The organism is Streptomyces sp. Ru71, assembly GCF_002920535.1.
Classification (GTDB): domain Bacteria; phylum Actinomycetota; class Actinomycetes; order Streptomycetales; family Streptomycetaceae; genus Streptomyces.
Genome location: NZ_PQSS01000060.1, coordinates 1 through 23,348, shown reverse-complemented (window position 1 = coordinate 23,348; position 23,348 = coordinate 1). Strand labels below are relative to the sequence as shown.

17 protein-coding genes and 1 pseudogene are annotated in these 23,348 nt (G+C 68.7%); 3 read left to right on the top strand and 15 right to left on the bottom strand.

Annotation, left to right across the window (positions count from 1 at the left end):
* The first annotated feature begins 428 nt into the window (after positions 1-428).
* The 3 genes from C3489_RS27800 (at position 429) to C3489_RS27790 (ending at position 5,997) form a co-directional block, all read left to right on the top strand.
* A complete protein-coding gene (locus C3489_RS27800) occupies positions 429-2,828 on the top strand; it encodes a SpoIIE family protein phosphatase (RefSeq protein ID WP_103784825.1) in 2,400 nt (799 codons plus the stop codon).
* Between the two features lie 758 nt (positions 2,829-3,586).
* Positions 3,587-5,443, top strand: a complete 1,857-nt coding sequence (locus tag C3489_RS39580) for a DUF2637 domain-containing protein (RefSeq protein WP_258054978.1) — start codon at positions 3,587-3,589, stop codon at positions 5,441-5,443.
* Positions 5,440-5,997, top strand: coding sequence for a hypothetical protein (locus C3489_RS27790; RefSeq protein ID WP_146075357.1), 558 nt, complete (start codon positions 5,440-5,442; stop codon positions 5,995-5,997). The genes C3489_RS39580 and C3489_RS27790 overlap by 4 nt, the downstream gene beginning before the upstream one ends.
* 30 nt (positions 5,998-6,027) lie before the next feature.
* On the opposite strand, the gene C3489_RS27785 is transcribed toward C3489_RS27790, so the two are convergent.
* The 15 genes and pseudogenes from C3489_RS27785 to C3489_RS27710 form a co-directional block, all read right to left on the bottom strand.
* Entirely contained in the window at positions 6,028-9,468 is a 3,441-nt protein-coding gene (locus C3489_RS27785) for a LysM peptidoglycan-binding domain-containing protein (protein WP_103784823.1), read from the bottom strand.
* A gap of 12 nt (positions 9,469-9,480) precedes the next feature.
* Positions 9,481-9,924 carry a pilus assembly protein TadG-related protein gene (locus C3489_RS27780; protein WP_103784822.1) on the bottom strand — a complete coding sequence of 148 codons (444 nt, stop codon included), beginning with the start codon at positions 9,922-9,924 and terminating at the stop codon, positions 9,481-9,483.
* Complete coding sequence (locus C3489_RS27775) at positions 9,924-10,346, bottom strand: TadE/TadG family type IV pilus assembly protein (protein WP_103784821.1); 423 nt, start codon at positions 10,344-10,346, stop codon at positions 9,924-9,926. The genes C3489_RS27780 and C3489_RS27775 overlap by 1 nt, the downstream gene beginning before the upstream one ends.
* A 35-nt stretch (positions 10,347-10,381) precedes the next feature.
* Entirely contained in the window at positions 10,382-10,807 is a 426-nt protein-coding gene (locus tag C3489_RS27770) for a TadE/TadG family type IV pilus assembly protein (protein WP_181139879.1), read from the bottom strand.
* On the bottom strand, positions 10,807-11,022 hold the full coding sequence (locus C3489_RS27765) for a hypothetical protein (protein ID WP_103784820.1): 216 nt from the start codon (positions 11,020-11,022) through the stop codon (positions 10,807-10,809). Before C3489_RS27765 ends, C3489_RS27770 begins: the two co-directional genes overlap by 1 nt.
* A gap of 44 nt (positions 11,023-11,066) precedes the next feature.
* Positions 11,067-11,951, bottom strand: coding sequence for a type II secretion system F family protein (locus tag C3489_RS27760; protein ID WP_103784819.1), 885 nt, complete (start codon positions 11,949-11,951; stop codon positions 11,067-11,069).
* Positions 11,948-12,898: a type II secretion system F family protein gene (locus C3489_RS27755; protein ID WP_103784818.1), complete on the bottom strand. Its 951-nt coding sequence runs from the start codon at positions 12,896-12,898 to the stop codon at positions 11,948-11,950. The genes C3489_RS27760 and C3489_RS27755 overlap by 4 nt, the downstream gene beginning before the upstream one ends.
* A complete protein-coding gene (locus C3489_RS27750; protein ID WP_258054977.1) occupies positions 12,895-14,406 on the bottom strand; it encodes a CpaF family protein in 1,512 nt (503 codons plus the stop codon). The genes C3489_RS27755 and C3489_RS27750 overlap by 4 nt, the downstream gene beginning before the upstream one ends.
* Entirely contained in the window at positions 14,393-15,217 is an 825-nt protein-coding gene (locus C3489_RS27745) for a hypothetical protein (RefSeq protein WP_103784817.1), read from the bottom strand. The genes C3489_RS27750 and C3489_RS27745 overlap by 14 nt, the downstream gene beginning before the upstream one ends.
* Complete coding sequence (locus C3489_RS27740; RefSeq protein ID WP_103784816.1) at positions 15,217-15,933, bottom strand: SAF domain-containing protein; 717 nt, start codon at positions 15,931-15,933, stop codon at positions 15,217-15,219. The genes C3489_RS27745 and C3489_RS27740 overlap by 1 nt, the downstream gene beginning before the upstream one ends.
* A gap of 881 nt (positions 15,934-16,814) precedes the next feature.
* On the bottom strand, positions 16,815-17,435 hold the full coding sequence (locus C3489_RS38410) for a hypothetical protein (protein WP_146075356.1): 621 nt from the start codon (positions 17,433-17,435) through the stop codon (positions 16,815-16,817).
* A 285-nt stretch (positions 17,436-17,720) separates the two neighbouring features.
* Positions 17,721-18,635: pseudogene (locus C3489_RS27725) on the bottom strand (replication-relaxation family protein); the annotation flags it as partial.
* Positions 18,626-21,256 carry an ATP/GTP-binding protein gene (locus C3489_RS27720; protein ID WP_103784814.1) on the bottom strand — a complete coding sequence of 877 codons (2,631 nt, stop codon included), beginning with the start codon at positions 21,254-21,256 and terminating at the stop codon, positions 18,626-18,628. The pseudogene C3489_RS27725 and the gene C3489_RS27720, both read right to left, overlap by 10 nt.
* A complete protein-coding gene (locus tag C3489_RS27715) occupies positions 21,232-21,888 on the bottom strand; it encodes a hypothetical protein (protein WP_103784813.1) in 657 nt (218 codons plus the stop codon). Before C3489_RS27715 ends, C3489_RS27720 begins: the two co-directional genes overlap by 25 nt.
* Positions 21,885-22,997, bottom strand: a complete 1,113-nt coding sequence (locus C3489_RS27710; RefSeq protein WP_103784812.1) for a C40 family peptidase — start codon at positions 22,995-22,997, stop codon at positions 21,885-21,887. Before C3489_RS27710 ends, C3489_RS27715 begins: the two co-directional genes overlap by 4 nt.
* Between the last annotated feature and the right edge of the window lie 351 nt (positions 22,998-23,348).

Here is a 23,348-nt window from a genome sequence, read left to right as displayed (position 1 = left end):
CGTACGGCACGGAAGGCAGCGGCGTGCTCGCGGGCCCGCTCCTCACTGCACACATCGCGCAACATGCCCGGATAGGCATCCGTGCCCACCCGCGGTCGTGGGCCACAGTACGTGACGCACCGGTTCCGATGCGTAGCGTCGTTCTCGCAGGCCTCGGAAGGGCGACCAGGGTCGGGAACCGAGGGGGCGGCTGCGTGAGTGGCCACACGCACCCGACCCGGGCGCCGCCACTCGGTGGGGGGGATTGCCAGAAAATGACGAGCTCACTGGAGGCGGCCGCAATCGCAATGGACACCAGTTCGTGGTGGACGTGGCGGTCAGCCTCGCACCAATGAGGATGATTTTCCACGACCCGTTGCAACATAATTTCGATGGGAAAATTAGAATGAAGCAGTGCTTGCTCAGGGCGCATGGCGAGGAGACCTGTCATGACGCGATCCGGCACCGTCAGCGGTGACGTACTGGGGGACACGCTGATCGCCGCGTGCACAGTCACCATCGACGAACATGGCATCGTGACGGCGTGGAGCGACGGTGCCCACCGGCTGCTCGGTTACCGCGCCGAGGAGGTAGTGGGGCGGCCGGCGGTTGACCTGCTCGCCGAGGACGCCAGCCGCCGCATTTCGTGGCCCGCAGTCGATCGCTCGCTATGGAGCCGGACAGTCAGGCTGCGCCGCAGAAGTGGCGGCCCGTTGCAAGCGGAGTTGCTCGCGCACCGTGGTGTGGCGAACGACGGCGGCACCGAATGGCTCCTCGTGTGTTCCGCAGTGCGGCAGTCGCCCCTGGACGAGCACCACGCGATAGTGGAATGGGGATTCACACATGCGCCGTACGTGCTTGCGATCTTTGACACGGAGCTGCGGTTGGTCCGGGCCAACGCCGACATGGAGCGCGCGGTCGCCATGACGGACGCTGAGATGCGCGGGCTGCGCTTGTCGGAAATCGTGGCGCACCCGGATGCACGCAAGAACGAGCGAGCCATGCGCCGGGTCCTTAAGACCGGAGAGCGACAGTATCTCAAGAACTTCCTGCAAGTCCCGGGGGAAAGCCGTCGGCACGCCTGGGAGATCTGTATCGCCCCCGTGACGGAACAAGGTGGGATGCGCGGTGTGTGCTTCGCAGCGCGCGACACTACCGAGCAGTACTGGGCTCGGCAACGGTTGCTCCTGGTCAACGAGGCCAGCACGCAGATCGGCAGCACTCTGGACGTAGCGCGCACGGCGCAGGACCTGGTCGATGTGGCGGTGCCCCGTCTTGCCGACTTTGCCAGCGTGGATCTGCTGGCCTCCCTCGAAGACGGCGCAGAGCCACCCTTCGGTGTGCTCACGCGCTCCGTCGCATTGCGACGTGTCGCTCACCAGTCTGTTCTCCGAGGGTGCCCGGAAGCCGCGATCGAACTGGACCAGGTGGCCGCGTACCCGGCCTCCTCCCCGCCGGCGCAGTGCTTGGCCGCAGGCCGGTCTGCCAGGTACGAGATGACTGACCCGGCCGTCACCCGCTGGGTGGCTAACGATCCGGTCCGATCGGGGCGGAGCCGCGCCTACGGAATCCACTCGATGATGACCGTGCCGATCCGGGCGCGAGGGAACACCCTGGGCGTGGCGGTCTTCCTCCGCCACCGTCACCCGGATGCCTTCGATAAGGACGATCTGCTGGTGGCCGAAGAGATCACCACCAGGGCAGCGGTGTGCGTCGACAACGCTCACCGTTACACCCGTGAGCGCACCACTGCCGTGACGCTCCAGCGCAGCCTTCTGCCCCACAGACTTCCCGATCAGGTCGCGGTCGACGTTGCCTCGCGCTACCTGTCTGCCGGGGCTCCTGCCGGGGTGGGCGGCGACTGGTTCGACGTGATTCCGCTGTCCGGCGCCCGAGTCGGGCTGGTCGTCGGGGATGTCGTCGGCCACGGCATCCAGGCGTCCGCCACCATGGGCAGGTTGCGCATGGCGGTACGCACTCTGGCCGACATCGACCTGCCACCGGACGAGCTGCTCACTCACCTCGATGACCTGGTCATCCGGCTGAATTCCGAGGCCGAACCGGATGCCGCCGAGGGTATTAGCGCCAGCTGCGTGTACGCCGTCTATGACCCGGTCTCCCGCCGCTGCACTCTGGCCAGCGCTGGCCATCCGCAACCCGCCGTGGTCGCCCCGTCCGGCACTGCTGAACTCCTCGACATGCCCATCGGTCCACCACTCGGGCTGGGCGGTCTGCCCTTCGAAGCCACCGAGATCGACTTGCTCGAAGGCAGCCTGCTGGCCCTGTACACCGATGGCCTCATCGCAGCCCGGGGCCGGGACGTTGACGATGGACTCGCCGGGCTGCGGCACGCCCTTACGCAGCCCGCCCGCTCTTTGGAGGACATCTGCGACAACGTCCTCAAGAACTTGCTTCCGGCCGGCCCGGACGACGACGTGGCCCTCCTCGTCACCCGCACCTGTGCCCTGGGGGCCAATCAGGTCGCCGCCTGGGATGTCCCGTCCGATCCCGCGGCGGTCGCCCAGGCTCGGCAGAACGCGTGCGACCAGGTAACGGCGTGGGGGCTGGAGGACAACCTCTTCACCACCGAGCTGGTCGTCAGCGAGCTGGTCACCAACGCCATTCGCTACGGCCAACCCCCCATTCAGCTGCGCCTGATCCACGACCGCACCCTTATCTGTGAGGTGTCCGACGCCAGCAGCACCGCGCCACATCTTCGCCGAGCCCGCGTCTTTGACGAGGGCGGACGCGGCCTGATGCTCGTAGCCCAACTCGCTCAGAGCTGGGGCACACGCCATACGACGCGAGGCAAGACCATCTGGGCCGAACAGCACCTAGAGGCTGTTTAAGTCGGCTGCGCTCCGAAGGCGTGATCTGGCAGGGACAGCAGCCGGTGGGCCTCCCCAATCAAACCGCCTACAGGAGCCGCATCACGACGCCTGATCTTCGCCAGTCATCCACAAAGTGGGGCCAGCTGGAGTCGCCCTCGCAGGGGCCGAAAGTGGACGCTCTAGCCAGACAGCGGGTCTACCTTCGGCCGGTCGTACGCATGTCCGCAGTCCACGAGTCGGCCACCCAGGTCCCGACGGTTTCGCTCCGCCAGGGACAGGTGGGCCTTCATGCCCGTGTTCGGCCCCGCCCACAGAGAGTGCGCGGTGACCTTCTTTGTCGCGATGTAGGATCCCGGCGTTGTCGACGAGTAGCTGCCACAGTCGCTGGTCGCCCCCGGCTCCAGCCTCTCCCCGCGCTTGGTGCCCAGCTTACGTGGAGCAAGGTTGCCCTGACCGTGAGCGCCACGAAGATCGGCTGGTGCAGGCAGGCTGCGCCGAGCTTCTGCCAGCATCAGTTCCCGCCCCCTGCGGGAGATGGGGATACTGAAGGCCAACTCCGGCGCACGCATCGGCCATCACGATGCCTATTCAACGTCGGTCGCTTTGGTTGCTCTTGCGTAACCAAGGGCCTCGGTGAGGTGGTCGGGTGGTGTTTCCAGTAGGAGATTCAGCCAGCGGTAGGGGACTCGACCCGATGGTGATCAAGTCGTGGGATTCTGGACTGCACACCATCGAGAGTAATGGGGGAGGGGTCTGTGGCTGGCGGGAACGGTGTGATGCCCCAGCTGACCCGAGCGCATCGGGTCCTCATCGGTGTGGTCGTGGCGGGTGCCGTGATTATCGCTGGGATCGGATTCGCTGGCTCGTACGCGGCGGTCCGTGAACTTGCGGTCACAAAGGGCTTTGGCACCTTCGCCTATGTCTTTCCGATCGGCATCGACGCCGGTATTTGTGTCCTCCTGGCTCTTGACCTGCTGCTGACATGGATCCGCATCCCGTTTCCCTTGCTGCGCCAGGCGGCCTGGCTCCTGACGGCCGCCACCATCGCCTTCAATGGGGCGGCGGCCTGGCCTGACCCGCTGGGTGTGGGAATGCACGCGGTCATTCCGGTCTTGTTCGTCGTCGCGGTCGAGGCTGCCCGGCACGCGATCGGCCGGATCGCCGACATCACTGCCGACAAGCACATGGAGGGTGTCCGCGTCACCCGCTGGCTGCTGGCTCCGATCCCCACGTTCCTGCTCTGGCGCCGCATGAAGCTGTGGGAGCTCCGCTCCTACGACCAGGTCATCAAGCTCGAGCAGGAGCGTGTTGTCTACCGGGCGAGCCTGCGCTCTCGTTTCGGCCGGGCCTGGCGTCGCAAGGCTCCGGTAGAGTCGCTGATGCCGCTCCGTCTGGCCCGCTACGGTGTCCCTCTGGCCGAGACGGCCGCGGCCGGGCTGGCCGCCGCAGGCATCGACGAGCCGCCGATTCAGTTCACCATCGAACGGAACCCTGTCCTGACCCAGCGGCAGAGCCCTGAACTCGAGGCCGTCCTCCATGGGGAGAAGGAATCGGCGCAGGTGGACGGTGCGGCCCCTCAGCCGCAGGCGGACATGTCTGCCGCGCGTCCCGAGCAGTCGCATGGCCTCGAAGGCGACCAGAGGGCCCAACTCGCCGAGGCCTATCAGGACTGGATGAGCGCCTTCGGTTTCGAGCCCACGAGCTCGCAGTTCGCTCTGTGGCTCCGAGACCAGTACGGCATGGCCACGGCGGCGGGCGGACCGGTGTCCAGCGAGCAAGTCGAGCCCCTGCTGCGGTTCCTCAAGCAGCGCCAGACGCCGCCAGCTGAGAGCGGCACCGAGCTCCAAGCCCCGCCTGACGCGGATGACGGATGGGCTGACTATTTCTACAGCGCCTGGCTGACGTACGCGCAGGAGCTCGGGGTTTACCCCGATGCCGCCGCTCTCGCCACGTACGTCTATGAGCGGGACCAGATCACCGGCGGCAACGGCCAGCCCATCACGGGCGCAGACCTGGAGGGTTTCGTCGCGGCCTTCCGGCAGCGCGAGTTCGACGAGACGGAGCCGCCCGCGGGCGAGGAAGCCGCGGTGCCCGTCGCGCAGGTGCCTTCTGGCGATCCGCTCGCGAGCGAGGAGTCTGAAGAGTCGCCGGCCGGCGTGGGCTCGCACCCCGCCACAAAGCAGCGCAGGCCCCGGGTGAGCGCTGCTATCGATGACCCGCTGGCCGAGGACAGCGCGGCTGGGATGCCTGCCGTTGCCGCGCTGACCACCGTCGACCGCTATTACCTCGCTTGGATGGAGTATCAGACCGAGTACGGCGAGGAGCCCAAGGCCGAGCAGCTCTCCGCCTACCTGGCAGAGATGAAGGGCATGACTGGCCGAGGTGGAAAGCCGGTCAGTCCGTCCACCCTGCGCCGCTATCTCCTGCCGTTCCGGGTCTACAACGTGTGGGCGGAACAGCGGGTGCGCAATGAGAGCCCGTCGTTCGACGCCATTGTGCAGCAGTGCGCAGCCCAGGGCATCACTGCGCAGCACAACAAGCCTGTTACCACCGACTACATTGCCGAGCAAGTCCTCGACTTCGAGCGGCGCTGGCAGGGACTGACCCGCCACCACGCACAGCCGCAGGAGTGAGAAGCCGCGCCCGGCTCGACCGCATCAGCGTTGGGCAGCCGGGCTGTTCATTGCGCAGCCAGCCGCACCGCGATGTGCGCACTGCGCTTCCGAACCGCGAGACAGGAGGTCTCATGCGTGCCCTATGTATCGCCCCGGACACCGCTATCAGCGAACTCGACTTGCCGGAGCCCGGTGCGCCTTCCGCGATCCGGGAACACATCGGATCCAGCGGCGCTGTTGATCTAGGCGTTTACCATCGGCAGGCGCTGCTGCACATGCACGGCGATGGACACGCGATCGGGCTCGCGCAGAACATCGCCGCGTGGGCCCTGGCGAGTGCCTGGCGAGGCATCGTCCTGTACCCGATGCACGGGCCGGTCGTCGTCACCGGACGTGCCGAAGACGGGGGAGTGGCTGCCCTGGACGACGACCTGGCCCAGCAGGCGCACGCGGTTGCGCAGACCGTACGCGAAACTCTCGCGGAATGGCGCCTCCGGCCGCCCGCTTCCAACGAGGCAGCCCTGAGCGAACTGCTCGCCTACGCGGCTCGGGATGTCGTCCCCAGCCAGTAGTGCGCACCGCGTCGTCCCGTGCATCCACGCCTACAGGGCCTTGCGCACCGCCGTGCCCGAGCCGTTGAGGAGCTCGTTGATGAGCTGAGTGGTCTCCATCTCCAGTGAGCAGTCCAGCGACCGGTTGACCTGCTGCACGCGGGCGATCGCGGTGTGCAGGCCCGAGCGGTTCCCGGCTGTATGTTCGATCTTCAACCAGTCCCGATACAAGAGCTCTGCGGTCTCATCGACGTCGAGGCCGGTCGAGACGGCCTGCCGGGCGGCGTTCAGGTCGTGGTGGGTGCCGGCGGGGATGCGGTAGGTGGCAACGGTGTGTGCGACGTCGATGATCCGTGTGATCATTTCCTGCGCTTTGGGCTCGGCCCATGGCAGCGGCCGGCCGCCGAACGGCTTGCCCCGTACCAGACTCAGTGCCTTCTCCAGGTCGGGCAGGCCCGCCGGCCCAAGGGGCAGTGCGTGTTCGACGAGTTGGAGGAAGCGGGTCCAGTCACATCGCACGCCGGGTGCGAGCCGGTATGGATCATCGCCCGTCTTGCGGCGTGGCACGTACGGGTTGCCGGACGCGTCGCTGCCCAGGGAGCTGCGCAGGCCCTGCATGCGCGCGTTGAGGGTGCTCGTCGACCACGGGCTGACCGGGTCCATGTCGGCACATAGCACGTCCGCGCTGCGTCCTGGACGGAAATACAGCAAGGCGGCCAGCTGCGCCATCCGCGGGCCGTGTCCGGTGTTTTCCACGCCGGTCACCTCGACTGGTCCCAGGACCCGGATCTCCGGGGCATGCAGGTCGTGTGCCTCGCACCCTTCCGTCTCTGGCGCCGTCGGCTCCTCGGCGGTGGTTGCTGGGACGTCGGCCTGCGCGGAGTGTGCCGTGTCGGCACAATCCGCGCAGGCCCGGGGATTTGGGGCCGAAGGCACCGCTGGCTCGGTGTCCGGGCCGGCTTCATGGTCGGCCTCCACTGACGACGTGGCGGGGGAGAGAAGACGGAGTGCGGACGGATCGGTGGTGGCGGCGAGCAGGGCTGGGAAAATCTCGCCGCTCACATCCGCTGCCGCGGCTGGCGCCGGCATCGCGCGGTCGGGGAAGACGGATTCCTCAGGCGATGCCTGCTGATGCTGCTGCACGCCCTCAAGCTCCTGCGGAACGTCCTGCCAGGGCCCCTCGGCCGGGTGGGGCGGCTGCCCGGACACCTTCAGGGCGGTGGTGATCTGCAGGTAGGCGGAGTGTGCAAGACGCTGCACGGTGATGTCGGTGCCCACGTAGTCGAGGGTCTGCGGCTCGCTGAGTGAGGCGTTGAGGATCTCCGCCTCGGGGAAGCGGGCGGCCGCCGTACTGGCCGGGGCGATCAGCGTGACGGGCATCGCCCCTGCCCGGTCGATGACGTCGGCGAACTGCCAGGCGGTGTTCTCGTCCAGCGAGGACGCGCACAGCAGCAGATACGGCTGATGCTGGGTTTCGGGCATCTGGTGGGCTTCCAGCAGGCGTTCGCTCAGATCACGCAGCGCGTGCGCGGGCTGCCGCATGTGGGCGATGCGCGCGGTGGGCAGCAGCTGGGGAAGGTCCTCGCCGAATCCCACGGTGACGATCTGGACGTCGGCGGCCCATGGACTCATTGCGAGTTCGAGCGCCAGCGAGGTGCATACCTCGGTGATGTGGACCGGGTTGCCGTCCAGCAGCAGGGCGGGGAGGGCTGTGAGGTTGAGCAGCAGCAGGTCGCCGGCCGTGGTGCTGCCGATCGTGGCCAGTCCCGGATACGGCGGCGGCACCTCGCGGGCGGCCTCGTCGTCCAGAAGGACGGCGTCGGCGGGCAGGATCCACCAGCCGCCCTGTCCGGTAGTGAAGGGTGCCACCGGTTCCTGGGCGAGTTCCTCGGGCAGCACGTGTACTGCTCGGGCGCCGATCCGGGCGGCCCGCAGGGGCGGCAGAACGGGGTCCTCCTGCTGCTGGGCCAAGTGGTGGGCCAGCGTCCGCAGGGCCACGTCCAGGCGGGCAGCGCCTGCCGGTTCGGCAGCCGCCGCCAGCTGGGCCTCTGCTGCAGAGATTTCCGACGCGATGGCAATCGTCTCGCCGGGCTTGCGGCGGCGGCGCTGCAGCGTCCTGCGCAGGGCGAGAGCGCCAGTGACGGCGGCCGCCAGCAGCGCGCCGGCGCCAAGCACGATGCGCAGGTTCAGCGGACTGCTGCTGACCGGAGCCGTCACCGGGCCGGCAGGAGAGCCGGATGCTTCCGATGACGACGCTGACGCTGACGGAGAGGCGGCAGGAGCCGAGGCGCTGGCGCTGGGCTCAGGCTCCGGCGACGCTGAGGCGGGCGGAGACGACTCCTCCTGCCCCGGCTGCTCGGCAGGGTAACTGGCCGGTGCGCTGGGTGGCGGTGATTCGGATGCCGGCGTTGTGGTCTGGCTGGGGGCGGGTGCTGGCGCGTCGTCGCCGTCGTCCGGTTTTTGCGTGCTGTCGGGATTCTGGGTGGTTGGAGGAGTGGCCTCGTGAGCGCCCGACTCCTCTCCCTGCCCGGGGCCGTGGTCCGGTTGATGGGGCCGGGGCTCGGGCACCGTGATCTGCTGTCCCGCATAGATGACGTCGGGGTCGGTGATCTCGGGCAGGCCGTGCGGCTGCGGCTTGCCTTTGCTGGCTTCGAACAACTGTGGCCAGTCGTCGCCGTCGCCCAGTTCCTTCTCAGCGATCTTCGACAGGTAGTCACCCGCGCTGACCGTGACGACCTGCCCTGTCTTCTCGTGGGCAGCGGGTGCGCTGTCACTCAGCTGCGTACGGATGCCTGCGACGGCTGCGGCCCTGTCGGGCATCTGCAGCTTCCAGCCGGGCTGCAGAAAGCTGTTCGCGCGGAAAACCGTGCCGTCGATCATGGTTCGGCCCTCGTTCAGATCGGCGATCTCCCGCCACCGCTCACCGTCCCCCAACTCGGCCTCAGCGATGCTCCACAGACTCTCCGCCGGCCGTGCCTGGCTCACGGTGTAGGTGCGGGCCGCTGATACGCCCGCTGCGGACACCGATGAGTGCTCGGCTCTTGAGGCATGGGTCTGACCGGGCATGCGGGCGGCTGTGGCGGATGGAGCGGCCTGCGCCTCCGAGGCCAGAGCGGAACTGGCGGGAAGTAGTACCAGGATGCTGCCGACCAGCGCGGCCGCCGCACGCTGCGGAGCGCCGAAGCCGCGGGGCGCGAGCCAGGTGCGGCCGCGTAGCTGGGCGAGGAGTTCACGCACGGCGCAGAAGGCGAACTGGGCCCATCCGGCCCAGCCGACGACGACCAGCAGCATCAGGAACGCCGCTCCGGTGTCCTGCCGGTCGAGGAGGTGCGCCAGATCGTCGTGGCTGGCCGCCCAGATGACCGGGGTCACCCACCCGAGCAGCAGCGGCAGCCCGGCAAGTGCGCCGGCCAAGACGAGCAGGCTCACGACGGCCTTGAACATCCTGCCCAAGGTGCGGCTTGCCGGGGCGGAGGCGTGCGGGGTGCGCATGCGGGGGTTTCCTTAGTCGGGGTTGGTGACGCCGGTCAGGAGCGTTGCGGTGCCGTGTCCCGTGACCGGCATGGAGCCGATCCCGACCACGGACAGGAACTTCGTGTCGTAGGCGCCGGACACGTTGACCGTGAGGGTCTTTCCGTCGCCGGCCACGCTTACCGTGCCCCTGGCGCCGGCGGTGCGCAGGTAGGCCTGCGCAGCCGCGACGGCGTCTTGCGGGTTGACGACGACAGCTTCACCAGAGATGGCTTTGACCGGGTCGATGGCCTGCCCGCCCGCCCGGGCCGCTTCACCAGCGATGTAATCGGCCCGTTCGGTAGCGCGCATCTTTCCGCCGCCGTCGACGGCCACGCCGATGATGCCGATCAACGCAACCACGCACACCGCGACGAACACGGTGACACCGCCTCGGTCGTCGAAACGGGGGCGTTCTGTGTCGTGTTGGACTCTCATCACGCTCCCCGCTGACGGTAGGCGTCCACGACGGACGTTGCGGTCGACGTGAGTGTGCGGGTGCCGGGCACACCGGGTAGCAGGAGGTCGGACAGGTTGACGGTGCATGAGACGGTTACTGTGACGGTGCCGACCTGGCCGACCGGCACGCTCAGGCCGCCAGTGTTGATATTGACCGTGGTTGACGCGCAGGTGATGCCCTGATCGTCCAGGGATTCTGCGGCCGCGGACTGTGCGGCAGCCTGTGCGGACGCCGCGGTGCGGTGGATGGATGCCTCGCGGGCCGCGTCTTGTGCTGCGGTGTCGATCTTCGCGCCGGAGGTGACGATGCGGCCGCCGGCGATGGCCAGACACACGAACATGATCAACGGCGGCAGGATGATGGCGGCCTCGATGGCGACACTGCCCGTATCGCCCCTCATCCGCCTGTGCCGTGACGCGTTTGTCGACAGGGTGCTCACTCTCCTGGCACCGTCCACCGCTCAACGGGCGCAGACGCCGACTGCGTGATCGACAAACCCGGGACGCCGGGGATCATCGACTGTGCGGTGCCGGACACCTGGATGCGCACCCGCTCACCGTCACTGCCGGTACTGACGCTCGCGAAGCGCAGGCTGTCACCCGCTGTGCGGCCCAGGACCTCACGGGCCCGGGCCGCGCCGTCGGCTGGGCTCGCCTGGTAGGCGCGCGCTGCACTGACACCCTCCCGGGCCGCGGTCAGGGCGATCTGACGGGCGTAGTACCACAGGGAGGCCTGGATGACGGCGATCGTCGCGAGCAGCACGAACGGGTAGACGATCGCCATCTGGATGGATGCGTCCCCGCGATCGTCCGCCCATCTTCGCCCGCGCCACCAGGCTTGAAGTCGGGCGTGCTCGAACATCAGATGCCGCTCAGGTTCCCGTTGTACTTGGCGATTACGGCGGCGATGGTGCCGGCGATGACCAGCGCGCCGGTGACTGCGGCGACCCAGATGATGACGGTGGTGATGCTGATGTCGCCGCCGTCCGGGCGGCGCCGCATGCTTGCCTCAGCTGCCTCAAGCCGCGAGGTCAGCCAGCGCACGGCCCGGTAGGAGCGAAGAGCGGTGTGCTTCACGAGTGGTCCCCTTCCGAATGTGGTGATGAGCGTCGTTCGGTCTTCTAGACGGTGAGCATGCGGATCACTGCGGGGAAGGCCATCAGCAGCATGACCAGCACGGCAAGCAGGGCGCCGGGCGCGGTCATCTTCTCGCTGGCGGAGTTGGCCTCGGCCGCTTGGTCGGCGAGCAGTTCGGCGCTCAAGGCGGCGGTGCGGGCCCGCAGTGCCTTGTAGACGGCGGCGCCGTCGGTGGCTGAGCCGCGCATGATGTCCGCGACGTCGTCCAGCGCGGGAAGCTCGTACTGGGCGGCAAGTTCGCTTAAGGCCTGATAGGGCGGGATCTTCTCCAGCCGGGCCCGGCGCAGGGCGCCCTGCACGTACAGAAACGGCCAGCCCCGGCCGACCGCGGCTGCCTTCTCCAGGGCCTCGGTGGGGCCGGCGTCCGCAGCCCGCTTGAGGGCGACCAGGTCGAGGTAGGCGACCAGGGCGTGGGCGAACTCCTCCCGGGCCCGCTTTGCTTGGTCACGCACCGCGAGGTCCGGGGTGATGAACAGCAGCCCCGCCACCACGAACCCGACCACGGCGGGCACGTAGAAGGGCAGGGAGATCCCCGCGATGATCCACGGGATGGTCACCAGCACCGGGCACAGCAGGCCGAGCGCGGCGAGCGTGACCTTCTTCAGCATGAACTGGCCCGGCCCCTGGCCGAGCAGGGCGAGGTTCGTCGTGGGCATGCGCACCCCGGGTAGGCGCTCCAGACGGGCCAGCAGCCACCGGCCCCACACCTCCTCGCGATTCAGCTCCGGCTCCGGCATGGTCAAGCCGCCGGGCGCCGTGCGCTGCAACGCCGGTGCCAGGGCAGGCTGCGCGTGCAGCATCTCCCGCACGAGCAGGGCGACACCGGCACCGACCGTGCCCCCTGAGAGCACAACGGGAAGAAGGTTCACGACACGGCTCCTTCCACCTCGTATTCGAGGGGCGCCTCGCCCGACGTGGTGGTCGCCGGAGCGGGCAGGCGGACGGTGCTGCGCGCGTCGGCGATCAAGAAGCGTGGGATGCGGCGAAAGACGCCCAGCTGGCGCATCAGAGCGAGCGTGGCGACGAACCCGGCGGTCAAAAAGCCCAGCACGAGCTGCCCGAGAAGGGTGGAGTACGGCCTGGTGTAGGACGGCACGAAGAACCCGGCCACGACCACGCCAAGGGTGATGATGGTCATCCACCGCACCGTGGTACGCGGCTTGGCACGGTCTGCCTCGATACCGCGCTTCTTGGCCAACTCCTCACGCACAGTGCCCGCCAGGTCCTCCAGCGCCTGCGCCAGGCCCGGCCCGCGGTCGTTGACGGAAAGGATCAGCGCGGCGGTGACCTTGTCGGCGGTGACGTCGTCCAGTTCATCAGCGAAGACGCGCAGTGCCTCCTCGGGCCGCCAACCCAGACGGAGCCTCTCGGACAGAGCGGCGATCTGCTCCGCGAGCGCGTCCGGGGCACTCTTACGGCTGGTGATCATCGCCTGTTCCAGCCCCATGCCCAGCCTAAGAAGCCCGGCCAGCCGCTGCGTCCACTCGCTGAGCGCCTCCAGCTGATTGATGCGCTCGGCGGCGATCTGCGCGGGAGTGATCAGCCAGGGCACGCCGACGACGGCCGCCCCCAGCAGGGCGCCGCCCACGAAGTTCCCCGATGCCAGCCACACCCCCAGGAACACCACGACCGCCGCTGCCGTCAGCGCCTCTCGGCGTAGCCGTACCTCCTGGCTGGGCGCCTGGCCTCCACGGGCTTGCCATCGCCGGCGCAGCCGGGCACGGCGCGGCGCTGTTGTCCCGACGACTCCGATCACCATGCCGATCAGGCCGGCCGTGACGGTCATGCCGCTCAGCAGGGCCAGCAACAGGGTCATCGGCTCACCCCCACGAGCAGCGGCAGTGGCTCCTTCCACAGCCCCTGGCGGTGCTGCAGCAGGCAGGAGTCGAAGCCGACACGGCGCAGGTCGTCGATACAGGCCGGGTCCATCTGCGGCACCGCCCGCACCTCCCCGAAGTCCAGGCCTGGGGCGAAGACGGCGTTGGTGGCCGGCCGGCCGGACTCGCCGATGCCGGTGACCTCCAGGACGTGCGAGACGTAGCGGTGGCGCCGGCCGCCGATCTGGGTCTCGTCGGTCATAGAGACGTAGACGATGAAGTCCAACCCGTTGGCGATCTGCCGGTAGGCGAGCTGCTCGGACAAATTCTCCTGTGCCAGCGCATACAACTCGGCGATCCGGTCAAAGACGATGTCCGGGCGCCGGGCGTGAATGGTGCACAGGTTGCCGCCGGCGCCGTTCGTCAGGGCCTGCATCATCGCCACAACCTCGGGTCCGCGGACCTCACCGACGACGATCCGCTCCAGCGACATCCGCAACGCCGGATGCATCAGGTCCAGCAGCGTGACCTCACCTGCGCCGCGGCCAGCGGCGTCCTTCTCCCCGTTCGACTCGCGCGCCACCAGCGATACCACCTGGCGGTGGTAGCCGTTGGTATGGGCGAACAACTCGTCCTCAGTCTGGATCGTGGCGAAGCGGCACTCGGGATCGAACTCCTTGAGCATCGCCCGCAGCAGCGTCGTCTTGCCGGCCTTCTGCTTGCCCGCGATCATCACGTTCTTCTCGGCCCGCACGCACGCACCCAAAAAGTCCCTGAGGATCGGGTCGATGGTGCCCAGCCCCACCAGGTCGTCAAGGTCAGCCTGGGACACCCGGTGGCGGCGGATGACGGCATACGTCGTCGGGCCAAGCCCCGTGATGGCCTGCAGACGCGAGCCGTCCTTCAGCGACAACGCCAGGGTCGGGTTCGCGGTGGAGATGGTGCGCTCACTCAGGCCCGAGTCCCGCGCCAACTCACGTAAAAGCTCCAGCAGCTCGTCCTCGGAGTCCGCGATAGGGCCGACCATCGTCCGCTCGCCATCGCCGTAGTCGAGCCACACCTCCTCCGGACCCTGGATGAAGATGTCCTCGACGCGCTCGTCATCCAGGTACGGCTGCAGACGGCCGGCTCGGTAGAGCAGGTCGTACACCGCCCGGCGCAGAGCGTTCTCTTCCTGCGGCGTGGTGCTCACCCCGCGCTCCGCACCCTGGGCATGGGCCCACAGCGCGACGGCCTCGTTGATCCAGTGCAGGCAGTGCTGCTCCTCGGTGGCGCGGTCGACCTCCGGCGTGGCCTTCAGCAGTTCCTCGCGCTGCCGGGCGACTTGCGTGGCGATATGGCGGGCCACCTTGTAGTCCACCACTACCCGAGGCACGGACGCGCCGAGGGGCTGCGCGCTGGAAGCCGAACCCGCAGCGGTGCTGGGTCCCTGAGGTCGTGTACGCCGCGGCGGTCCAGGCGGCGGCGCCACCGTCGGATCTGCGTGCAAGGGCCTACCGCGCAGCATGCGTCACCTCCCCTGAAGCCGACGGGAGCGGTGCCAGGCTGGAGCGGCGCAGGGCTGCTCTCTGCACGAGAGAAGAGCTGGCCGTACGCGCCGCCTTCATCAGGGCCGACCTGGTGAAGTGCCGCGGCTGCTCCATGCCGTCGGACAGCACCGCGGCGTCCTTGGGCACGCACGGCAAGGTGGCCACCACAGGGACTTGAAGGACCCGCTGCACTTCGCCAGCGGCGTAGGGGCCTTCCTCGATCATCACCAGGCCAACCTCACCGACATGCTCCTGCAGAACCCGGACGCGGGCCTGCGCAGCGTGCAGACAACGCAGCGTGTTCCGGACCACGACAAACACCGCATCCGCCTGCTCGGCAAGCACAGCCGACGGGCCCACGCCTCCGCTACGGCCGAGGTCGATCAGGACATCGTGGCCGTAGTCCGCCTCAATGCCTCGGAACATCAACGCCAGCGCCTTCCACACCGACCCCAGCCCCGCCGCCTCGGCGGGATCGGCAATTCCGGGCAGCAGCAGCCGGTCGCGTGGCGATTCCTTCGTGCCGTCCTCGCTGCTCAAGTCGATCAACTGCCGCCAGAACGCGTCGCTGAACTCGTTCTTCCGCGCCGCGATGGAAAGGTTGCGCAGCCCGTACCGGTCACCGAGCGATCCCTGCAACAGACCGTGCAGCACGGCACCGCCGTCCGGATCGCATTCGGCCAGGATCATCTTGCGCCCCGACTCCAGCGGCCAGGCCAGCAGCAGAGCCAGAGCACTGGTGGTCACACCGGGCGCTCCGCGGCACCCGGCCAGCGCGATCACACCCATCAGCTGCCGTCCGGAGCGTCGAGGACCAGACGCAGGGTGCCGGCCGACATCCACGCCGCCGCCGTCGGGCCGTCGGTCGCTGCGGTGGCCACGTCGACGACCACGACACCGGTGCCTGGCGCCGCCGGGGAGGCCTTCACCACACGCCCGGCGATGGTCTCCTGCGGGCTGCCAGACGGCTTACCTGCCTGGCCCGTGTCGCCCGTCCCCTGCCCGGGCACGTGCACCAGCTGGACCTTCTGGCCCGGAATCAGGGCGGTCGCGGGCACCTGCTCGGGCTTCAGCCCGATCGGCACCAGCTGTTCCCCTGACTTGACCAGCGCATCCTTGGTCACTTGCGATGGCGACAACAGAGAGCCGGGCTTCAGCTCCACTGCGGCCCGCTTGCCCACTACCGACTCCAGATCATCGGCTCGCACGACCCGCACAGCCGGATCCAAAGCCATGGACGCCTTGCCCAGGTCCTGCTCGGTGAGGACCTGTCCGACCTGAACGTCGCGCACCACGGTCACCACCTGCGTGCGGTTGCTCACCTGCAGGAGGAGAACCGCGACACCCGCCCCACCGGCCGCAATCAGCGCCAGTGACAGGGCAATGACACCCGGTCGGCGCCTGCGGGCGGACACTCGAGGCGGAGCAACCGGACCTGCTACCCCACCCTGTGGGGGCACGCTGTTCGCGGTCGCCGCGCCCGTGCGTTCCTTGGTCTTGCTCACTCTTCTTCCTTCCGGCGGCTACCCGACGACCTGCACTTCCCCGACCGCCACCTGCACATTGGATTGCCGGACCTCGCTGAGTTGACCGGCCTCTCCGCCGCCCTCCCAGCTCACCGTCCAGGTCGAGGTGGCAGTAACCCGATACTTGCCGCCCGATGCGCGGGCTGAGCTCTTGGAATAGACGTGGCCGCACGTCGGTGACTCGGCCATGCCCACGGAACCTTTGTAGGGCGTGCCGGGGCCCGTGCACGTCACCGTGGCGCCGTCACCCATCTGCCAAACGATCTTTGAAACCTTCGCTGTTGCAGTAACCGTTACGCCCCCCGCTGACGCTGATGCCGAGTTTGGCCCGTACGTGGTCGCGCTCTGGTTGGCCCACATCCACATCGGCACACCGACTGTGTACCGACCGGCGGCGCGTGGGCTCGCGATGTCCGGGCCGAGGAGCGTCATCGAGTCCACAGCACGCTGAGCAAGGACGGCGGGATCAATGCGTGGAGCGGCCGGAGCGTTGCCGTTCGCCATCCACACGACACCGACCCTGCCGGTGTCGGGGCAGTTCACCCCGTAGAGGGCGCCCTGACCGTCACCGGGTTGGTGCGTGCCCCAGGCGACGTTGTCCGCGGGTGGCTGAGGATCGAGCTTCGTGTAGGTGCACTGTTGAGCGTCCGAGGCGTCGGCATGTGTGCTGCTGCCAGCCGAGCCCGCCCCGTCGCTTGGAGAGCCGCCAGCGCTGGGGCTGCCCCCTTGCTCAGCACAAACCGTGACCGTCAGAGGGGCGCCATCACAAATGCCCGCACTGCCCGCGCCAGGGCCGCCCGCCGCGAACCCTGTAGAAGCCGCTGCCGTGAGCAGCAGCATGGCGGCTGCCGCGGCTCGCGTCAGCATTTCTCATTCCCGTGAGTGGTGAACACGGTCACGAGCCACTGTCCGTTCCACCGTTCAGCCTCAGCCGTGGCGACGTACCGCAACGGCTGATTGCTGGGAAGGGGAAGCACTTGCTTCTTCTTCACGCTGTAGGTCTGCCACTTGGAGATGTCCATGCAGTCAGACAGGGACGCCTTCGGCGTCTTCGCCTTGAGGTCGATGCTGGTCACTTTGGTGCCGCTGTGTGTCAGCTCGCCGCGAGCCACGGTGCCGGCTTGCCTCATCCGCGCCAGATCGTTGCGGAACTGGCCAAGGGCGTCGAGCGTTGCGTACTTCTCCAGATCAGTACCTGTGGCATCCGCCTTCTTGTAAGCCTTCGTCTGCTCCGCCCACATGTGCGCATAGGCTGCCAACACGGCCGCCTTCTCTGCGCTTTCCGGAATTGAGGAAGACGTTGCCGGGCTGGGTGTCGGCGCAGGTGAGACAGGGGACGACTTCTGTGCGGAAGCCTGGCCATCGCCAGCTGCGGAATCACAGGCGGCGGTGACGGCCGCTGCACCCAGCAGCATGGAGGCGGCGAAGAGATTTCGAACGCGAACGGCACGATGGGCAGTCCGGCGTACCTGACGTGTCACGTTTCCTCCCCGTTCAGCGCTTCGCAGTGGGGTCGCCTGCCGAACACGTTCCCCTTCGAGGCGGCACCCAGGGCGAGGTGCACTGATGCGCTATGTGTAGTCGCCAGATTACGCATATGGCAGCCAACTTCCCAGCAGGATAAGTCACTTGCTCTGGGCATCTCTGGACGCACCCGACCACTTCTCTAGCCGAATGTCGATTTCCAGTCGTGTGCACTCGTGCATGCTGGCCGAAATGGAACGCCGTGCGGCGAGGTGGTTCACCGTTGAACCTATCGGTTGTCGCAGCTCTGTCCACGAGCGCCGCTTTTCGCCCCCGCCAGCGGCACCCAGACCTCGCCTGTAGCACCATGGCGTTCGAGGTCTTCTAGGAGGGCCGCTCCCAGCCGTTCGTCACGGGTGATGTCGGCCACGAGCGGGTGATGGGCGGCCATGGCCTTGAGGTTGCCGATCCGGTTGTTCATCGCCTGACGCGCTGCGCCGGTCAGTACGAACAGGACCCGAGGAAAAACCGGGGTACCAGCGCAGCCCGCCGGGCCCGGCTGCCTGCCGGCGCCGACCGACGGTCTGCGGCTCGTACGTCCACAGCCTTGCGTACTCGATGAGCTTCGCGGCCATGCGCTCGCTGCTCATGGTGGCCCGGTCAACCTCGACGAATGCCCGCAGTTTGCGTCGTTGTTGGCCGTCGATGAGTGTGTAGTGCATAACCGCGTCGGCGACGACCCGCTCTCCGTCGCCGATCGATGGGAACACCTCGGGAGTCCAGTCCAGGTGGCCATGCTCGTCACCGCGCTGGCGGACGTCGGCGACGAAAGCCAGGTGGGTGCGTAGGACCGTGAGGGTGTGAGGGGTCTTGAGTGAGGCGGTCGTCGCGGAGGTGATCGGATACGGTGGCCGGCCCCGCAGCGCGGGCCAGTCCCGGGTGAGGCGGGCGCCTTTCGGTGTGAGATACCAGACCCGGATGCGATGGGACTGCGGCAGCACGACGAAGTCGACCAGGCGCTCGCCGAGCAGATCGTTCAGCCGTTCAGAGACCGACTGCCGGGAGCGGTTGGGAGGTAGCAGCACATGCAGTTGGTTGGTCGAGGCCATGCGGTGCTGGGCGAGTGCGGCCAGGAGTTGATGCTTGAGGGGCTCGACGGGGCTGGGTGTGAAGCCGGCCAGGGCACGCTCGGCGGTTGGTGCGGTGGTCAGTTCCATTCGTTGTCCTTTGACAGGCGGACAGCGCTGGCGCCGGCGGGGGCGTGCGCTGTGAGGAAGGCGGTGACCCGGCCGAGCTGCTTGGCGGCGCGGTCGGTGAGTGTTTCCAGGGGGAGAGCTTGGGCGTTGGCCTGAGCGGCCCGCTCCAGCGCACCGGCCTGCTGGGGGCGGGACTGGGCGGCGAAGACGTCGTCGAGGTGGGGTCCGCGCAGATGGACGGGCCCGACGCGGCGGCCGTGGACGTTCATGGAGACGTAGTGTTCGAAGCGTTCCATGGTGGCGACCCGGTGGGGGCTGGGGTCGTCGCCCCATTCGGCGGTGATGGGTGCGACCGCGGATTTCGCCCCGGCGGTGGTGGCTATGGTTGACGCGTTCTGCACCAGGGACAAACGCACCGGCGTGGGAAGCCGGGACAACAGCTGGGTCATGCCGTGGACGTGGCACTTGTACTTGCGCAGGTCCTCGAACATCGACGCGATGGTCTCCGGGGCTGCACCGGTTAGTGTGATCAGCTCGTCGAAGTACGGGCGGAACGGCATCCGCTTTTCCTCCGGGGTGTCGCGCCGTGAACGGGCGGCCCGCAGCAGATCGCGGGCGAGCAGCGCGGTCAGCAGGCGGTCGGTGGGTCCGTTGCCACCCGGACACACCCACACGATCATTCGGGAGTCCATTGCCGCACGGATGTTGTAGACGCCGACCGGTTGGCCGAGGAAGGCACGGGTGATGGGGTTGGCGGCCAGGCGGGCGATCGGGTTGAGGATGACGGCGAATGCGTCGGGCGGAAGCGTGGGGAACACCGACTGCCACCACGCGCGGGTCTCCTCGTCCAGCCGGTCCGCCACCGTGGCGAGTGCTGCTGTGCGGAAGCCTGCGTCGGTGAGCAGAGCCCGAACGTGGAAGATCGTGGCCTGGTCCTCGGGCTGTCCGGCCTGGCAGGCCGCCTCGTTGATGGCGACCAGTACGGTGAGCGCGGCGGTGAGGATGGTCAGCGCACGCGGAGCGGTCGCATCCTCCCAGGCGAGTACGGAGGCGTAGGCGTCGGCGATCGCCTCGACGACCTCGTGCGCCGCCTGCCCGTGATGCATGCCGAGCGGATTCCACGAACTCACCCGCGGATTGGAACCCAGCCCGTTGAGGTCGACCAGCGCGATCCTCGGCATCAGGTGGTCGTGGGCCAGGAACGGCAGGGCCCGCGGCCACGAGTCGCGGTGCGGGTCGACGAAGACCAGCCCGCCGCCCGCATGCGCCCAGCCGATCGCCTGCGCCAGGGCGCGCTCCGTCTTGCCGCCGCCGGCCTTGCCGACTCCCACTTCGAACAGGGTCTCCTCGGCGTAGGTGGCGACCAGCCGCTCGCGGCCGTCCGGGGCCCGGTAGATGCCCTGCAGCAGCAACCCGGGATCGCCGAAGGCGAAGGTCGGCAGGTCACCGGCGAGGACCGGCAGGCGGCAGTGCTGGGTCGGGGGTTTGATTAGGCCCGTCAGTTCCTCAAGCCTGAGCCAGTTTGCGCGGGGCGGTTGGCAGTGCCCCAGGTTCCAGCGGCGCTCGAAGCCTTTCCGGGTGGGCCAGTGGTCGGCGCCGATCCGCCACGGCCCCAGGCGCCAGCCGCACATCGCCCACCGTGAGCGGCCGCCGAACACGTCAAGGGCGGCTTGCAGTTGGGCGAGCCGGGCCTGGGCACGGCCCTCGGTGTTCGATGCGCACATCACCAGCAGCTGCACGCGCACCAGGTGGTCGTCCTCGGAGAGCTTCCCTAGTGCCTCGGCTGGCTCCACTCGCCGAGGCACAGGCGGCATCACCAGCCGCCGCCCGGCACCGGATGCGGGCTTGTCCGTGAGTAACTGCTGCAGCTGCCAGCCCAAAGAGTCCTCCAAGCCGGAGGCGTCCTGCCGCAGCCAGCGCGCCGCCCGCTGGGCCTCCCGGCGCTCCGACCGGCGCGCGGCACCCATCAGCTGCAGGCGGCGTGCCCGAAGCGCCCACTTCGGGGCCCGCTGGATATCGAGCCGGATCTCGGCGAGGTCGCCGAGCTCGGCACGCAGGTCGGCCACGGCATCGACCAGCGGCTGCAGTGGATCGGGTTTCAGCGGCACCTCACGCAGCGGAGAGATGAGCTTGCCCCGCAGCATGAACTCGGCTCGCACGGTATGCGCTCGCGGCCTGTCGGTGATCGGTCGTGCCCGCTTCACGGTCACGTCCGGCCCGAACGGCGTGATGGACAGCAGTCGCTCGCCGCCCGCCGGTCCCTCGATCCGGTAGCGCAGGGGCGCACTGCCGTCCGCGCGCAGCCGGATCTGTACGCTCTTCGCCCGGCGGGGCGCCCACCAGGGCATGGCTGTGGACGCGCGGGCCAACTGGACACCGCGCCTGAAGATCTCCTCCAGGCTCGGGTCGAAGTGCCGGGTGGGGACGAGCTCCAGGGCCATTCGCTGAGTGGAAGCCTTGGCTGCGAGCCGGCGTACGATCCACTCGCTCAGGCCCCAGCACCCGGCGGTGGCCAGCGCGAGCAGGTACCAGTGGCCGTAGAGCCAGTCGGCGGCGTCAACCAGGCCTATGACCAGGCCGAGTACCTGACCAGCAGCCATGTGATCGGCTCCCTGGGTCAGATACGGGGCTGCGGAGTCCACGTCGCTGCTCCCTTCTTCGAAGTCCCTCGGGTGAAGTGCCAGTCGCTGATGCGCAGGTCGGTGAAGGTGCCGCCCCGGTCCATGCCGGCCCACACCAGATGGACCACCGCCTTGTCCGGGCTGCCGTCCCGGCGGGCGATCGCAGCCTGGATCCGAAAGCGGGCGGTGGCGAATGCCGGAGCCACCGCCTGGTCCGAAGCGGGGAACAGGTTGGGCCACTTCCCACGGCCGACGCCGGTGGCGTCCGCGCGCAGCAGCGCGCGGCCCGCGGTGAGGAGCTCCCTCTGGTCGCCGGCTGGGAGGTCGGCGGGCCAGGACTCCTCAAGGGAGCGCTGGATGGCCCGGTCGCCGGCCGGTCCCTCGCCATGCGGCGCAAGCGCAGGCTCGGGGGCCGACGGCGTCGACGCAGCGGATGTAGTGGATGGCGGGGAAGGCGGCCTGGGGCCGGTCGGCTGGCTGGCGGGAGGCACGGCAGCCGTTGACGGATCCGTGGCTGCGGGGCCGGCCGACGCCGTTGCCGGGACCGGCTGCTGCTGGCCGTGCGGCATGCCCAGCAGGGCGACGCCCCCGATGAGGGCGAGGATGACGGTGCTGAGCACCAGCAGACGCGGAGAGCGCGCAGTCGTGGTCACAGCAGCCGCGCTCCCCCCGCATAGCCGGACATGGCGTTCACCGAGTCCAGCCGGACGGCGGTGCCAGGGCGGGCCGCATTGATCATTTGACCGCCGCCGGCGTAAATGCCGACGTGATAGATCGTGGAATCGCGTCCGGGCGCGTAGGCGTAGAAGACGAGGTCGCCCGGCTTGAGGGCGCCGGTGCCGAGGCTGGCGGGGATGCGCCTGCCACGACCGGCTTGCGCGGCCGCGGTGCGCGGCAGGCTGATGCCAGCCTGGGCGTAAGCGTAGGTGGTCAGACCGGAGCAGTCGAAGCCCTTGATGCTCGCGCCGCTCTTGCCACTGGGCGAGCAGCAGACCCCGTACGACGGTCCCTGGGCGGTGCCGCCGCCCCACGAGTAGGGCACACCCCGCTGGGAAAGCGCGGCCTCGATGACGGTTCGGACCTTCCCGGACAGGTTCTGCAGATCGGGGCCCTTGGCAGCCGCCGTGTACTGGTCGATCCACCCCAGCACGTTCGCCAGGTACTCGCCGGAGTGGTTGTACTGCAGGATCGCGGCCTTGAGCTGCGATCGTTTCGTCAGGTCACGGCCGCCTCCGCACAGATAGATGGCGGCGCCGAGGGCGGCATCGTCGGCGTTGTGCGGGTCGGCGACACCATCGTCGCCCGCGTCCTTGCCGACTGACTCCCAGGTGGAGGGCAGGAACTGGAAGGGGCCGACGGCGCGCTCCCCGCTCGCGGTGCCATCCCACTCGCCGCCATCCGTGTCGGGGAAGACGGTGGTGTTGCCGCCCTGGCCGGAGCCGTTGAGCAGTACCCCGTAGATCTTCGGGCGGATGTCACCGTTGTCGGCGATGTTCCTACCGACAGCATGGTTGGATTCGACCTTGGCGATACCGGCGAGGATCGGCCATCCCATGCCCTGGCACTTCGGCACGTACTTCCCGACTTGCTGAGCGGCCTTCTTGTAGGCGCTGAGCATCCGGGCAGGGATGTCCGCGGCGTTACCGCCTTCGGCGATTCCGCCGTCGTCCTGTGCGCCAGTCTTCAGCGCGACGTACGCGCTGATCGCATTCCCTACTGGTGCGGCACAGCACACGGCCGCGAACATCAGCAGCGCGACCATGCATCCCCACCGCCTCGCACGGCGTCCCGGCAGCGTCACTCGTCCTCACCGTCCTCGTCCCGCCGCCGGGTCCGCTCCTGGCGCCGACGCTCCGCATCGGGCGCGGTTCGCCGCATCAACTCCTGCATCCGGGCCTGTGCTTCCTCGCGCGCTCTGTTTCGCGCGCTCCCGCCTCCGGGAAGCACCGGGCCGCCGCGATCATGGCCAGGCAGTGGCGCCGGGCCGACCCGGCGCGGGGCCGGAGTCGGGGTTGGGGGCGGGGCCGGGGGTGGAGCTGCCGTGGGACCACCCGCCGACGGAGCGGGCCGCGCGGGGGCAAATCCCGGCAGGGCTGCCTGCCGGCGGGGCAGG